The 14,525-nt window shown below is 69.6% G+C and carries 14 protein-coding genes; 7 read left to right on the forward strand and 7 right to left on the reverse strand.

The window, feature by feature from the left end; genetic code table 11:
- The first annotated feature begins 45 nt into the window (after positions 1–45).
- Both HMPREF0591_RS23465 and HMPREF0591_RS23470 read left to right on the forward strand, forming a co-directional pair.
- Positions 46–846 (forward strand): SDR family NAD(P)-dependent oxidoreductase, encoded by an 801-nt coding sequence (locus HMPREF0591_RS23465; protein WP_040623800.1) that lies wholly within the window; start codon positions 46–48, stop codon positions 844–846.
- Positions 847–1,815 (forward strand): phosphotransferase family protein, encoded by a 969-nt coding sequence (locus HMPREF0591_RS23470; protein WP_007171183.1) that lies wholly within the window; start codon positions 847–849, stop codon positions 1,813–1,815.
- Here the strand turns inward: HMPREF0591_RS23470 and HMPREF0591_RS23475 are convergent, their stop codons facing one another.
- Positions 1,816–2,073: a hypothetical protein gene (locus HMPREF0591_RS23475; RefSeq protein WP_244269089.1), complete on the reverse strand. Its 258-nt coding sequence runs from the start codon at positions 2,071–2,073 to the stop codon at positions 1,816–1,818.
- A 206-nt stretch (positions 2,074–2,279) separates the two neighbouring features.
- On the opposite strand from HMPREF0591_RS23475, the gene HMPREF0591_RS23480 reads away from it, so the two are divergent.
- The gene (locus HMPREF0591_RS23480; protein WP_040623913.1) at positions 2,280–2,927 is read left to right on the forward strand and encodes an MspA family porin; all 648 of its coding nucleotides are present in this window, start codon (positions 2,280–2,282) and stop codon (positions 2,925–2,927) included.
- A 94-nt stretch (positions 2,928–3,021) separates the two neighbouring features.
- Here the strand turns inward: HMPREF0591_RS23480 and HMPREF0591_RS23485 are convergent, their stop codons facing one another.
- Genes HMPREF0591_RS23485 through HMPREF0591_RS23500 form a run of 4 tightly spaced genes read right to left on the reverse strand, consistent with a single transcriptional unit; the run spans position 3,022 to position 7,450 of the window.
- Positions 3,022–4,329, reverse strand: coding sequence for an acyl-CoA dehydrogenase family protein (locus HMPREF0591_RS23485; protein ID WP_007171186.1), 1,308 nt, complete (start codon positions 4,327–4,329; stop codon positions 3,022–3,024).
- Positions 4,330–5,478: a CaiB/BaiF CoA transferase family protein gene (locus tag HMPREF0591_RS23490; RefSeq protein WP_007171187.1), complete on the reverse strand. Its 1,149-nt coding sequence runs from the start codon at positions 5,476–5,478 to the stop codon at positions 4,330–4,332.
- Positions 5,475–6,257 (reverse strand): enoyl-CoA hydratase/isomerase family protein, encoded by a 783-nt coding sequence (locus HMPREF0591_RS23495; protein WP_007171188.1) that lies wholly within the window; start codon positions 6,255–6,257, stop codon positions 5,475–5,477. The genes HMPREF0591_RS23490 and HMPREF0591_RS23495 overlap by 4 nt, the downstream gene beginning before the upstream one ends.
- A complete protein-coding gene (locus HMPREF0591_RS23500) occupies positions 6,254–7,450 on the reverse strand; it encodes an acetyl-CoA C-acetyltransferase (protein WP_007171189.1) in 1,197 nt (398 codons plus the stop codon). The genes HMPREF0591_RS23495 and HMPREF0591_RS23500 overlap by 4 nt, the downstream gene beginning before the upstream one ends.
- Positions 7,451–7,633: 183 nt before the next feature.
- Here HMPREF0591_RS23500 and HMPREF0591_RS23505 point away from each other — a divergent pair, with 183 nt between their 5' ends.
- Together HMPREF0591_RS23505 and HMPREF0591_RS23510 are read left to right on the forward strand one after the other, a co-directional pair.
- A complete protein-coding gene (locus HMPREF0591_RS23505; RefSeq protein ID WP_007171190.1) occupies positions 7,634–8,323 on the forward strand; it encodes a sensor domain-containing protein in 690 nt (229 codons plus the stop codon).
- Between the two features lie 170 nt (positions 8,324–8,493).
- A complete protein-coding gene (locus HMPREF0591_RS23510) occupies positions 8,494–9,450 on the forward strand; it encodes an LLM class F420-dependent oxidoreductase (RefSeq protein WP_007171191.1) in 957 nt (318 codons plus the stop codon).
- Here HMPREF0591_RS23510 and adhE read toward each other — a convergent pair.
- Complete coding sequence (gene adhE, locus HMPREF0591_RS23515; RefSeq protein WP_007171192.1) at positions 9,435–12,065, reverse strand: bifunctional acetaldehyde-CoA/alcohol dehydrogenase; 2,631 nt, start codon at positions 12,063–12,065, stop codon at positions 9,435–9,437. The genes HMPREF0591_RS23510 and adhE overlap by 16 nt on opposite strands.
- A 175-nt stretch (positions 12,066–12,240) precedes the next feature.
- Here adhE and HMPREF0591_RS23520 point away from each other — a divergent pair, with 175 nt between their 5' ends.
- Positions 12,241–12,435: a ferredoxin gene (locus HMPREF0591_RS23520; protein ID WP_007171193.1), complete on the forward strand. Its 195-nt coding sequence runs from the start codon at positions 12,241–12,243 to the stop codon at positions 12,433–12,435.
- On the opposite strand, the gene HMPREF0591_RS23525 is transcribed toward HMPREF0591_RS23520, so the two are convergent.
- Positions 12,428–13,102 (reverse strand): response regulator transcription factor, encoded by a 675-nt coding sequence (locus tag HMPREF0591_RS23525; RefSeq protein WP_007171194.1) that lies wholly within the window; start codon positions 13,100–13,102, stop codon positions 12,428–12,430. The two genes, HMPREF0591_RS23520 and HMPREF0591_RS23525, sit on opposite strands and share 8 nt — an antisense overlap.
- A 125-nt stretch (positions 13,103–13,227) precedes the next feature.
- On the opposite strand from HMPREF0591_RS23525, the gene HMPREF0591_RS23530 reads away from it, so the two are divergent.
- Positions 13,228–14,436 (forward strand): sensor histidine kinase, encoded by a 1,209-nt coding sequence (locus HMPREF0591_RS23530; protein WP_007171195.1) that lies wholly within the window; start codon positions 13,228–13,230, stop codon positions 14,434–14,436.
- Positions 14,437–14,525 lie beyond the last annotated feature (89 nt).

Genomic DNA, 14,525 nt, shown 5'->3' on the forward strand with positions numbered 1-14,525 from the left:
TGGCATTCTCTGATACGGAGAAGCTATTTCCGTAGGAGGTTCAGGATGGGCGCTGCCCCCAGGTGTGACGGGATGGTGGCCCTGGTCACCGGAAGCAGCCGCGGGCTGGGCAAGGCGATCGCCGCACGACTCGCCGCGCGCGGCGCCACCGTCGCGCTGACCGCCCGCACGATGGAGCCCGATCCCAAGTACCAGGGCTCGCTGAGCCAGACGCGCGACGAGATCATGGCCGCCGGCGGCAAGGCCGTCGCGATCCCGGCCGATCTGTCCCAATCGGGGGAAAGGGAACGGCTTTTCGCCGAGGTGGTCGACGCCGTCGGCGCCCCGGACATCCTGGTCAACAACGCCGCGGTGACGTTCCTACGGCCGCTGGACGGGTTTCCGGAACGGCGGGCCCGCCTGATGCTGGAGATGCACGTTCTCGGCCCGCTGCAGTTGAGCCAGCTGGCGATCCCGGCGATGCGCGAGCGCGGGCGGGGCTGGATCCTGAACCTCACCTCGGTCGGCGGCGATCTGCCGCCGGGGCCCCCGTTCTCGGAATTCGACCGCACCGCGGGCTTCGGCATCTACGGGACGGTCAAGGCCGCACTCAACCGGCTGACGAAAAGCCTTGCGGCCGAACTGTACGACGACGGGATCGCCGTCAACGCCGCCGCCCCCAGCAATCCCGTGGCCACGCCGGGAGCCGGCACGCTCGACCTGGCCAAGACCGACACCGAGGACATCGAACTGATCACCGAGACCGCCTTGCGGCTGTGCACCGGCGATCCGAAGGTCCTGACCGGGCGCATCGCGCACACCCAGGACTTCCTCGCCGAGGTCGGCTGGACCAACCCCGCCGGCTGAATGACCGAGCTCGATTCGCGGGAGCTGAGGCGGCGGCTGGAGGTCGCCGGCGTCAGCGGCGTCACCCCCCTGCCCGGGGGCGCCTCCAGCCTCACGTTCGAAGGCGCCCTCGACGACCGGCCGGTGGTGATCAAGGTCGCCCCGCCGGGGGTCGAACCGGTCGGTCATCGCGACGTGCTGCGCCAGGCCCGCATCGTCAAAGCCCTCGCCGGGAGCGGGGTTCCGGTGCCGCAGGTGTTGTGGGAGGACAGGGGGGACCCACCGGTGCGGCCGCCCCTGTTCGTGATGTCACGCGTCGAAGGCGACTGTGTGGAACCGCTTTTCGACGATTGTGCCGCTGCCCCCGAGCTTCCCGAACGCTACCGCAACGCATGCCGGGCCATGGCCGCGCTGCACAACGTGAAGCCGGCCGAGATCGGCCTTGGTGGTGAACCGATTGTCGATGCGGTCGCCGAGGTCCGGCGATGGTCTCAGACGCTGGAGACGGTCGACGCGGCGCTCGTGCCCGGTTGGACGCGGGTGCGTGACGCACTCTTGGGTTGTGCGCCAACGGCAATGGCACCGAGCGTGGTGCACGGTGATTTCCGGCTGGGCAATCTGCTGGCCGACGGGCCCGCCATCAACGCGGTGATCGACTGGGAAATCTGGTCGGTGGGTGATCCCCGCATCGACGCCGGCTGGTTCCTGATCAACTGCGACCCGGACACCTACCGGCGCGTCGCGAGCGCGGCGGGCCTGGCACCGCCGGTGGCCGAGCTGGCCGAGATCTACCAGGAGCGGCTGCGCCGTCGGGTCACCGACCTGGGCTGGTTCCGCGCGCTGGCGTGCTTCAAGTCGGCGGCGACATGGTCGCTGATCGTCAAGCACAACCGGCGCAGGCGCGCACCGCGGGCGGATTGGGAAGCCATGGCGGCGACACTTCCGGGGCTGCTGGACCGGGCGCGATCAATCCTGGATCAATGCGGCTGATCAGCTGCAGTTGGCGCGGAGATTCTGGCACCACATTCCGACCCCACCCCAGTCGCCCGACGGGCCGCTCTCATCGAGGGGGTTCGTGAGCATGGTCGGGTACTGAATCTCCCATTCGTCGATCGCGTCGGAGATGTCGGGCTGTTGGGCGGGGTCCGGAGACGCGAGCGCGGTTCCGGTCGCAAATCCGGCGCCGCCCGTTAACACCGCGGCGACCACCGAACCCGCAACAAGCAGACCGGCGAACCTGCTGATCATCATCGCGGCCCTTCCATCAGCTGCCCGAACTGCCGATCCATTCTACCTTCGTTGTCCACATCGCATAAGAGTTACGAACGGACAACGACTTTGCTCGGCCGCCCAGCAAATTTCGCGACGCGAGACGGCGCATGCGTACGTTGTCGTCCGTGAGGCCGATAGCCGTGGTCGTTCGTCGCGCCCTGGTGGTCGCCTTTTGCCTCGTCATGTCCGTGGTCACGGCGCCGGCGACGGGCGCCGATCCCGAGGTCGAGCCCGCCGGTGCGGCCGCGGCGCCGCCGCCCGACGGAGCGGTGCCCTCGAACCCACCCGTCATCCTCAACACTCCCGACGGCTGGACGCTGGGGCTCGGCGCCAAGGACGAGGCGCAGGTTCCCGTGGCCCCCTTGACCACCTCCGTCGCGTCCCGCGAATACGTGGCCAGCGGGATCTTCGTCGGCTCGCTGAAAGGATCCGAAGAACCCCACGGCGTCCTGGAGGTGGGCTACCAGATCGGCTGCGGGATCGACATGAGTACGTCCAACGGCGTGATCATGGAGGGCGGCGCGGGCCTCATCCCGGGCGTCAGCCCGACCTTCGACACCACCGGCACGTTGCCACCCCTGCTGCCCTACATTTCAGCGCCCGTCAACGGCGCGATGAGCGTCGGGATGAAGCCCGGCCTCGTCATCACGGTGCCGGTGATCAAGAAACAATTCAAGGGTGCCAACCCCTGGGTCATGATCAGCAACTTCCACATCAAGATCGATGGGTGCGTGGGCCAGTCGTTCATCCGCTCGTACGCGGTGCTGACCCGGATGACCGACCTGTCCGACGTGGTGCTGTCGTACGTCGGCGTCACCAAATCCGTCTAAGGCCGATGGTGGCGACCCGCTTCGCCCGGCTCCGCCGCGCTAGCGATCGCCACGTGGCCGATGGTGGCGACCCGCTTCGCCCGGCTCCGCCGCGCTAGCGATCGCCACGTGGCCGATGGATGCCGGCCAGCCTGTCGGCAAACTTCGCCTCCGCCGCCGCGCGCAACCGCAGCAAATGTTCCGACGGAAACAGATCGGGCGCGGGTTCGCGGTCCTTCAGCAGCAGGCGGGCCAGCGTCACCTTGTGCACCTCGGTCGGGCCGTCGGCGAGCCCGAGCACGAACGACTCCACCAGGTACTGCACGAACGGCATCTCGTGGGTGGTGCCCAGCGACCCGTGCAACTGCAGCGCCCGCGACGACACGTCGTGCAGCACCTTCTGCATCATCGCCTTCACCGCCGAGATGTCCGCACGCACCGCCCGGTAGTCGTTGAATTGGTCGATCTTCCAAGCGGTTTGCAGCGTCAGCAGCCGGAAGGCTTCGATCTCCATCCACGAGTCGGCGATCATCTCCTGGACGAGTTGCTTGTTGGACAGCACCTCGCCCTGGGTGTACCGCGAGACCGCCCGCTCGCAGAGCATGTCGAAGATCCGGCGAACCAGCCCGACGGTGCGCATCGCGTGGTGAATCCGGCCGCCGCCCAGCCGGGTTTGTGCGACCGCGAAGGCCCCACCCCGCGGGCCGAGCATGTGATCGGCCGGCACCCGCACGTTCTCGTAGCGGACGTAACCCTCGCGCCCCCCGCCGAGCGGCTGGTAGCCCAGTCCGACGTCGCGCAGCACGTTGATGCCGGGGGTGTCGCCCGGCACGACGAACATCGAATAACGCTGATAGGGCGGCGCGTCCGGGTCGGTCATGGCCATCACGATGATGAACGACGCCATCGAGGCGAACGACGAGAACCACTTCTCGCCGTTGATGATCCAGTGCTCCCCGTCGGGCACCGCGGTGGTGCGGAACACCTTCGGGTCGGCACCGCCCTGCGGCTCGGTCATCGAAAAGCAGGAGACGATCCGGTTGTCGAGCAGCGGCTCGAGGTAGCGGGCTTTGAGCTCCGGCGTGCCGTAGTGCGCCAGGATTTCGCTGTTGCCCGAGTCCGGGGCCTGGGAGCCGAAGACGATCGGCGCGCACTCCGAGCGGCCCAGGATCTCGTTGAGCAGCGCCAGTTTCACCTGGCCGTAGCCCGGGCCGCCCAGATGCGGACCGAGGTGGGTGGCCCACAAGCCGCGGTCCTTGACGATCTCCTGCAACGGCGGGATGAGCGCCTGGCGCACGGGATCGTTGAGGTCGTGCGACTCCTTGACGATCAAGTCGATGGGTTCGCACTCCTCCCGCACGAAATCCTCGACCCACCCCAGCTGCCGCGCCCACTCGGGGTCGGTGGAGAAGTCCCACGACATCTAACGCTCCTCCCGGTTGCTCTGGGCCACCACGCCCGCTTGGACCAGCTCGGAGATGCCTCGCGCGTCCATCCCCAGTTCGCGCAGCACCGCGCGGGTGTGATCGCCCGGCAGCGACGGCGCGGTGGGGGGCTGCGGCCGGGTCCGGGAGAACCGGGGCGCCGGCGCCGGTTGGGGGACGCCGTCGACCTCGACGAACGTTCTGCGCGCGGCGAGGTGCGGGTGCCCCGGCGCCTCGGTCAGCGAAAGCACCGGCGTCGCACAGCATCCCGGGGCCGCGAGGATCCGCTCCCACTCGTCGCGCGTTTTCTCCGCGAAGCGGGCGGCCAGTGTGGCACGGTGCGCGGCCCAGTTCCCCGGCGCGTCATCGTCGTGGGGCACGTCGACACCCAGGCGCTCGCACAGCTCCGCGTAGAACTTCGGCTCCATCGCGCCGACGGCGAAATGGCCGCCGTCGGCCGTGGCGTACACGCCGTAGAAGTGGGCGGCGCCGTCGAGCAGGTTGTCGTGGCGCCGGTCGCGCCAGGTGCCGGCGGGCACCATGCCGAAATACGGCGCCAGCAGCGTGGCGACGCCGTCGACCATGGCGACGTCGAGCACTTGACCGGTGCCCGACTCGCGGGCCTCGAGGATGGCGCTGAGCAGGCCGACGGCCAACAACATTCCGCCGCCGCCGTAGTCGCCGACCAGATTCAGCGGCGGCACAGGGGATTCGGCGGTGCCGATGCCGTGCAGGGCACCGGTCAGGGCGATGTAGTTGATGTCGTGACCGGCGTGGCCGGCCAGGGGGCCGTCCTGGCCGTAACCGGTCATGCGGGCGTACACCAGGCGGGGATTGCGCTCACACAGCTCGTCTGGCCCGATGCCCAGGCGTTCGGCCACCCCGGGCCGGTACACGTCGACGAAGGCGTCCGCCGCGGCCACCAGCCGCAGGACCAGGTCCCTGCCGCGGGGATCCTTCACGTCGGCGGCCAGCGACCGCTGGCCGCGACGCACCGGGTAATCGATGGGTAGGGGGCCGTCGACGGCGGCGAGGCCGTCGACCCGGATGACGTCGGCGCCCAGGTCGCCCAACAGCATTCCGCAGAACGGGCCGGGACCCAGGCCGCCCATCATGACGATGCGCACGCCGCGCAGCGGGCCCGTCACGACGACCACTTCCTGCGGCGCTCGGCCGCCTCGTCCGTGGCGTGCGCGATCACCTGGTTGCGGTTCTCCAGCTCGAGCGCCGCCGACAGGTTCGCGGCGTCGGTGTTGACCTGCAGCGCGCGCTTGGTCAGTTGTGCGCCCAGCGGGGAATGGCTCGCTATCAGTGCCGCCACCTCGACGGCCCGGTCCGCCAACCGGTCCGGCTCGACCACCTCGCTGACCAGGCCGCGCCGGTCGGCTTCGCCGGCCGAAACCGTGCGGCCGGTCAGCATCCAGTCGGCGGCCACGCCGGCGCCGACGATGCGCGGCAGGTGGTAGCTCATGCCCATCTCGGCGCCGGAGAGGCCGAGCAGGATGGCGGCATTGGCGAACGAGGCCGTCTCCGAACATATTCGGATGTCGGCCGCCAGGCACAACGCGAGCCCGGCCCCGACGCAGGGGCCGTTGACCGCGGCCACGACCGGCTGGGGCAGTGCGCGGACGGCTTCCGCCAGGGCGGCCATCCGCTCCTGGAATCGCATCCGCTCCAGCGCGGGCGCACTGGCGTCCAGCATCGAGGGGCCGAAGTCGCGCACGTCGATCCCGGCGCAAAAGCCACGCCCGGCGCCGGTCAGCACGAGGGCGCGCACCGAGCGGTCGGTGGCCACATCGGCCAGCGCGCGGCGCAATTCGCTCTGCATCGCTTCGTTGATGGCGTTGAGTTGCTTGGGGCGGTTCAGGCGCAGCACGGCGACCCCGTCGCCCGGCCGATCGATTTCCAGCGTGCTCGGCACGGTCATACCCGCTCGATGACGGTCGCCGTACCCATGCCGCCGCCGGTGCACATGGTCACCAATCCCGTTGTCAGATCACGCCGCTCGAGTTCGTCCAGGAGGGTGCCGATGAGCATCGCGCCGGTGGCGCCGATGGGGTGGCCGAGGGCGATGGCGCCGCCGTTGACGTTGACCACCTCGGGATCGATGCCGAGGTCGCGCATCGTCTTGAGCGGAACCGCGGCGAAGGCCTCGTTGATTTCCCACAGGTCGATGTCCGCCACCGTCATGCCGGCGCGTTCCAGGCAGAGTTGGGCCGCCGGCCCGGGCGCGGTCAGCATGATGATCGGTTCGCTGCCGATCGCCGCGGTGGCGCGGACCTGCGCGCGCGGGGTGACACCCTGCGCGTGCATCCAGTTGGAGGACGCGACCAACACCGCGGCCGCACCGTCGACCACCCCCGACGAATTGCCCGCGTGGTGCACGTGATCGACCCGGCCGATGCCGGGGTAGCGCCGCAGGCAGATCTCGTCGAACGTGAGTTCCTCACCGTCGGCGCGTGTTTCGCCCATCGCGGCGAAGGCGGGCTTGAGGCGCCCCAACGCCTCGGCGGTGGTGCCCGGGCGTGGATGCTCGTCGCGCCCGAACGGCCCGGCGGGCGTCGGGACGTCGACCAGCGAACGCACGAACCTTCCCTCGTCGATCGCCACGGCGGCGCGGCTCTGGCTCCGCGCGGCGTAGTCGTCGACGGTATCGCGGGTGAAGCCCTCCAGCGTCGCGATGAGGTCGGCCGAAATGCCCTGGGGGACAGTGGGATACCGAGCCCGAAAATCGGGGTTTCGGCCGTCGATCGTCGGGGACCCGACGGTGACGTCCCACCGGGACATCGATTCGACTCCGCCGGCGATCACCAGGTCCTCGCTGCCGGCGGCGATCGACGACGCGGCGACGGTTGCGGCTTGTTGGCCCGACCCGCAGAACCGGTTCAGCGTCATCCCCGGCACCGTCTCGGGCCAGCCGGCGAGCAGTACCGACAGGCGCGCGATGTCGTCGCCGTGGTCGCCGCCCAGGATGCCGTTGCCGGCGATCACGTCGTCGACGTCGGCGGGTTCGAAGCCGATCCGCTCGCGCAGCGCGGTGAGGCAGCGGGCGAACAGGGCCTGCGGATGGACGGCGTGCAGCCCGCCGTCGGGGCGGCCCCGGCCGCGGGGTGTGCGCACCGCATCGAGGATCCAGGCGTCGATGACGGACTCCCATCGTCGGGGGCGGGATCTTACGGATCACCGGTATCGTAATTCGTCTCTCGGTCAGGGAGAACCATATTCTTCCGAATCGACGAAGCGGTTCTCGCGTCGCCGCATAGGCTCGATGACGCTGCGGTGGCGGGGGGTGAAGTTAGGCGAATGAGGATTGCGGGCAAGCGGCAAGCGCTGGCGCTCCTGGCGCTTTCCGCGCTGACGGCGGGATGCACCGTCACCACCGAGGGGAGGGTGGTGGCGGCTCCGACGATCGGTCACGCCCCGCGACCGCTGGCGCCCGGTGCGCTGGCCGGCCTGCTGCTCGACACCGGCGGCATCGGCGCCGTCATGGACGCCGACATGGCGGTCGTCGCTTCGGCCGACACGATGTACACGAACCGTCCCCTCGAAGACGGCTGCCTGGTGTGGGCCGAAGCACAGGAATACTCCTACGAAGGCAGCGGCTGGACGGCTGTGCGCGTGCAGGAACTCAAGGACCACCCCGATCGTCCGGACCACATCGCCTACCAGGCGGTGGTGGCGTTCCCCGGGGCATCCGCCGCACACGACTTCTATGCCGGCCAGGTGAAGGCTTGGGCCGACTGCGATAACCGGCGTGTCGATCTCCACGACCCGGGCGACCCGAACGCCCACTACTGGACGCTGAGCAAGGCCACCGACGACGACGGCGTTTTGACGATAACCCGGGTCCAAGAGGAAGGCGCCGGGGCTTGGGCATGCCAGCGGGCGCTGACGACGACCAACAACGTCGTCGTCGATGTGAGCGCCTGCGCCGACCACGTCGGTGATCGGGGTGCTCAGATCGCCAGACGGATCGCGCGGAAGATCCCGTAGCGGGCGCCCGGCTCGCCCGTTCCACGGCGCACGTCGGGTCCGGTGCCGAAAGTTGTTGGGGCAAGCCAGTTCGGGCAAGCCAGCGCCGAGCGGTGGGTCGGCGCGCGGTGCCGCGAGACCTCCCGCGAACACCGTGCATAATGCGCCGCACACCGGGTAGCCCGCCAGCCATGACCAAGATCGGATATTTTCTGTCCAGCGAGCAGTTCGGCCCGAAGGAACTCATCGACCAGGCCAAGCGCGCGGAGGCGGCCGGGTTCGACGCGCTGTGGATCTCCGACCACTACCATCCCTGGAACGACGAGCAGGGTGAGAGCCCGTTCGTCTGGGGCGTCATCGGCGCCCTGTCGGAGGCGACCTCGCTGCCCGTCAGCACCGCCGTCACCTGCCCGACCGTGCGCATGCATCCCGCCGTCGTCGCCCAGGCGTCGGCCACCGCGGCCGTGCAACTGGACGGGCGTTTCGTGCTCGGGGTGGGCAGCGGTGAGGCGCTTAACGAACACATCCTCGGGGACAATTGGCCATCCGTCGGTGTGCGGCAGGAGATGCTCGAGGAGGCGGTCGGGATCATCCGCAGGATGCACGAGGGTGGGGAAATCAGCCACCACGGCAAGCACTACGAGGTGCAGGAAGCCCAGGTTTACACGCGGCCCGAGCAGCCGGTGCCGATCTACGTCTCGGGCTTCGGCCCCAAGGGGGTGGAGCTGGCCGCGCGGATTGGCGACGGCTACAGCATTTCGATGCCCGACGGCGAGCTGGTCAAGCAGTTCCGGGACGCCGGCGGCGGTGACAAGCCGGTTCAGGGTGGCACCAAAGTCTGCTGGGACCGGGATCCCGACGCCGCGCTGAAGACCGCGCATCGTCTGTGGGGCAACGAGGGCCTGCCCGGTCAGACGTCGCAGATCTTGCCGCGACCCAAGGACTTCGCCGCCCTGATGTCATTGGTGCCGCCGGAGACGGTCGCCGAGAGCGTCGCGTGCGGGCCGGATCCGGAGAAGCACATCGCGCAGGTCCGCAAGTACATCGACGCCGACATCGACGAGGTATACGTGCAGCAGATCGGGCCCGACATGGACGGCTTCTTCGGGGCGTGGGAGCGTGACGTGCTGCCTCAGGTCCGCGGCTGAACCGCTTCGGGATCGCCGTAGAAGCCCGCCCGCAGCAGAGCGGTGATCTCGCTGACCAGCGGCATCCGCGGATTGGTGCGGTTGCTGAGGTCTTCGAACGCCGTCATCGCCAGCGCGGGCAGCGCCGCCAGGAACTCCCGCTCGTCGACGCCGTGGTCCCGCAGCGACCGCGGCATCTGCAGTCGTCCCAGCAGATCGTCCACCCCGCCAAACAGCCGGCCGCGGCAGTCGTCGGGCTCGTGGCCGCCGAAGATCAGCTGGCCGAGCTGTGCGTATTTGTCCGGCGCCACATACGCGGAATATCCCGGCGCGGGCATGAACTTGCTCGGCAGGCTTGCGTTGTAGCGCAGCACATGCGGCAGGAAAATGCCGTTCGCCCGGCCGTGCGAGATGCCGAACTTCGCGCCGACGGCATGGGCGAGCGCATGGTTGGTCCCGACGAAAGCGTTCGAGAAGGCCAGCCCGGCAAGGGTTGCCGCGTTGGACATGTCGGTCCGCGCGGAGAGGTCGTCGGGGTCGTCGTATGCCCTCGGCAACGCGTCGAAGATCAGTCGTGCCGCCTGGGCGCACAACGCGTCGGTATACGGCGACGCGAAGATGGAGACGATCGCCTCCAGCGCGTGGGTGAGCGCGTCGACGCCGGTGTCGGCCGTCAGTTTCGGTGGCATCGACGAGGTCAGGACGGGATCGACGATCGCGAGGTCGGGCACCAGGCTGTAGTCGACCAGCGTCTCCTTCTTCCCGCGCACCGTCAGCACCGCCGCCGGCGAGACCTCCGACCCGGTCCCCGATGTCGTTGGCACGGCGACCAATTGGACGCGATGGCGGTCCGTCGGATAGTCGGCCACCCGCTTGCGGGGGTCGAGGAACGGCATCGTCAACTCGTCGAGGCTCTTCTCCGGGTGCTCGTAGAACAGCCGGATCGCCTTGCCCGCGTCCAGCACCGAGCCGCCGCCGACGGCGATCAGCAGATCGGGCTGCACCCGCTGCAGCAGCGCGACGCCGCGTCGGATGGTGGCCTCGTCGGGCTCCGGCGTCACCTCGCTGAACGCCTGCACGTGCTGGGCGCGCAGCTTGCCGCGCAGCGCCTCGACCACACCGCGCTCCTCGGTCAGGGCGTCGGTGATCACCACGACGGTCTCGCAGTCGAGTTCGCGCAGGTTGTCCAGCGCGCCCTCGTTGAAGTAGGTGTTCGACGGGACGCGGAACCATTGCGGCGGCGTGCGGCGCCGGGAAACGGTCTTGATGTTCAGCAGTTGGCGGTAGTTGACGTTCTCCGTCGTGCTCGACCCGCCCCACGTGCCGCAACCCAACGAGAACGTCGGCGTCAGGTTGTTGTAAACCCCGCCGAGGGCCCCGACCGCGGTCGGGGCGTTGACCAGGATGCGCCCCGTGCGAACCGCCAGGCCGTACGCCTGGATGACATCCTCGTCGTTGGCGTACACCGCCGAGGTATGCCCCAGCCCGCCGTGTTCGGTGACCAGGACGGCCACGTCGATGGCGTGCTGGACCCCGCGTGCGCGCACCACCCCGAGCACCGGCATCAGCTTCTCGGCCAACAGCGGATGTGAAGCGAGTTCGTCCAGGTCGGCGGGGAGCTGGGCCAGCAGCACCTTCACGGTCGGCGAGACGCTGAAGCCGGCCCGGGCGGCCAGCTCCGACGCCCGCTGCCCGACCGCCTCGAGCGAGATCTTGTCACCGCAGCCGAACGCGAACTTCGCCACCGCGTCGGCCTGGTCGCGGGTGAGCAGTTGGGCGCCCATCCGCTCGAACTCGGCCAGCACCTCGTCGTAGACCTCGTCGTCGATGATGCACGTTTGCTCGGCCGGGCAAATGACCGACGAGTCAAAGGTTTTCGAGATCAGGATGTCGACGACCGCGCCCTTGAGGTCCGCCGTCTTGTGCACGTAGATGGGCGCGTTGCCGGGGCCGACGGACAGCCCCGGCTTGCCGGCCGCATTCGCCAGCGCGACGATCTTCGGTCCGCCGGTCACCCAGATGAAGTCGACTCCCGGGTGCTTGAACAGGTAGTGCGTCACCTCGTGCGCGGCGTCGGGGATGACCTGCAGGGCCCCGGGTGGCATTCCGGCCGCCTCGGCCGCCGCGCGGAGGATCTCGAGGCTGCGTTCGCAGCAGCGCACCGCGTACGGTGACGGCCGGAAGAGGATGGCGTTGCGGGTCTTGGCGGCCACAATCGCCTTGAACAGCACCGTCGAGGTCGGGTTGGTCACCGGGGTGATGCCCAGCACCACCCCGATCGGCTCGGCCACGTAGGCGATGTTGTGTTCGACGTCCTCGTCGATGACGCCGACCGACTTCTTGTCACGCAGGTAGTCGTGCAGGAACTCGGTGGCCACATAGTTCTTGACCACCTTGTCCTCGAAGACGCCGAACCCGGTCTCCTCGATCGCGACGCCCGCCAGTTCCCCCGCGGCGCGTACCCCGGCCCGCACCATCGCCTCGACGATCGCGTCGACCTGCTGCTGGTCGAGCTGGCGGAACGCCCGGGCCGCCGCGGCCGCCCTGTCGACGATCGCGTCGACTTCGCGTCTGCGCTGCTCGGTGATCGCGGGCGTTTCGAGCGAGGGGGCGGGCGGGATGTGTGTGGTGGTCATGTTCGGGTTCTCGGCTCTGGCAGGGACACCGGGGGTCTCCAGGATGAGCAGATGCTACGACGCCCGCCTCGCGGCAAAGTAGGGCTGAAAGGCCCACGACGAGCTGGCCCGCAGGGGCCAGATCTGGCGCAGGTGGACCGCTTACGGCGCACGCCCGACGCCGACACTGGGCCGCATGCGCATCGCCGTCGACTACGACCTCTGTGAGGGGCACGGGCAGTGCCTCATGGCCGCTCCGGACGTGTTCGACATTCCCGACGGTGCCGAACAAGTGGTGGTGCTCGAGCCGGAGCCGCCCGAAGCCGACCGCGAACGCGTCGTTCGCGCGGCCGCGATGTGCCCCGCCCAGGCGATCCGAATCCTCAACTGAGCCGGCCGGTTTCGGCCACGTCGTCGAGCAACCGGTAGCGGCCGGCCAGCGCGGCGGCCGCGATGCGGTTGCCGACCCCGAGTTTGTGCAGCAGCGCGGCCACCATGCGTTTGGCGGTGCGCTCGGACACCAGCATCCGGCGGGCGATGTCGACGGTCTCCATACCGGTCGCCAGCAGCGTCCACAGCTGGAGATCCTGGGCGGACAGGCTGTCCAGCAGGTCAGACGGCGGCTTGCGGGTGTTGCTGAGCAGCGCGTCGAGCAGCGCGCCGTCGACGACCCGCAACCCCTCGGCGATCGTCCAGAGCGGCCCCGCCAGCGCCTCGGGCCGCGCGGTTTTGGGCAGAAAGCCGTCGGCGCCGGCCCGCAACGCCTCTTCGGCCAGCGCCAGGTCATCGGTCCCCGACAGCGCCAGGATCCGGGTTTTCGGATGGCGCGCCTTGATGTGCCGGATGGCGGCGACCCCGCCCAGCGGCGGCATCGACAGGTCGATGATCGCGACGTCGGCGTCGCACCGGGCCACCAGGTCGGCCGCCTCTTCGACGTAGGTTGTCTGGCCGCCGACGGTGAACGATTCGCCCCATTCGCGGGTGAGCAACAGGGCCAGGCCCTGCGCGAACAGCTCATGGTCGTCCACGATCACCACGACATACGGCGAGCGAGTCATTGCCGCGATGCTAGCCCCAACCCTATGGTCAGCTGGGTGAGACCGCTCGATCAGCCGGGAACCACGGCGGACTTCGACGGCGGGGACTACGGGCTGGCCCGCACCGTCGTCCGGTCCGGGTCGCCGTGGTCATCTCGATCGGCGTGCTGCTGGCGATCGGACCCCAGTGGGTCCGTCAGCACACGGTGCTCACCGTGGCGGTGTTGGGCGGCGCGATGGTCTACGCGGCCGTCGTGATGGCCTATCCGCAGCTGGAGGTCCGGCGCACCCGGTACGCGTGGCTGGTCACCGGTTTCGACTCGGCGTTCACGCTGGCCCTCATCGCCCTGAGCGGAGGCGTATACAGTCCGGTGGTCGCCGTGTTGGCGCTGGCGGTCATCGCGTCGGCGGCCCGCCTCTCTTTCCGCGAAACCCTGCTGGTCGCGGTCCTGCTGGGCGCCGCCTACATCCCCGTGGCGCTGATGTCGTCGCCGCGCCTCGCGGTCACCGCGGCCCCGGCGCTGCAGGCCGGCTGGTCGGCGGTCTATCTGATCTTCATCGCGATCATCACCGCGGGGCTGTCCGCGCTCGCCGAGCGCGAACACCGCTCCCGCCTGCGGGCGCTGGTGGAGGCCGAGGCCGAGCACGCCGCCGCCGAAGAGGAACGCGACCTGCGGGCGCGCCTGCTGCGGTCCTACCAGTCCCAACAGGACGGACTGCAGGTCCTGGTGCACGAACTCCGCACTCCCGTAACGTCTTTGGAGGCGCTTACCGAGGCGCTTACTTCCGAACAGCCGATGTCGCGGGCTGACCGGGACACCAGTCTGGCGCTGGTGGCCCGCCACGTGCACCACCTGACCGACATGCTCGACGCGCTCTCCGACGTCGCGCTGAGCCGCCGCCCGACATTCTCCGCGGGCCGGGTCCGCCGCGTCGACGTGGCCGACCTCGTCGTCGGCGCCGCCGACGCCGTCGGGCTGGCGCCACCGCGGTTGCGGCTGAGCGTCAGCGGCGACCTGGCCGCCGTGGCCGTGAACGCCCAAGGGCTGCGCCGGGTGCTGACCAATCTGCTGGAGAACGCGTCGCGGCATGGCCGACGCGCCCCGGTCGACGTCATGTGTTCGCGGCAGGGCGACGAGCTGATCTGCGCGGTCGCCGATCGCGGGCCCGGGATCCCCGCCGACAGCCTTGGCGAGCTGACGACCAAGTACGTCAGCGTCGGCGGCCAACGGGGGACCGCTGGCCTCGGCCTGTGGATCGTGCAGCAGATCGCCGAATCGATGGGCGGCCGGGTGGACTTCGCCGCGCGCGACGGCGGCGGGCTGGTCGCCACCTTCCGCGCGCCCATCGGCTGATCGCCGGCCCGTTCCGCTGGCCCGTGCAGGCCAGCAATTGGCACCTGCGTCTGTGCCGCGCCGTCGCCGCGCTGACCAGCATGGGTGCG

Origin of the sequence: Mycobacterium parascrofulaceum ATCC BAA-614, assembly GCF_000164135.1 — a bacterium.
Lineage (GTDB): Bacteria > Actinomycetota > Actinomycetes > Mycobacteriales > Mycobacteriaceae > Mycobacterium > Mycobacterium parascrofulaceum.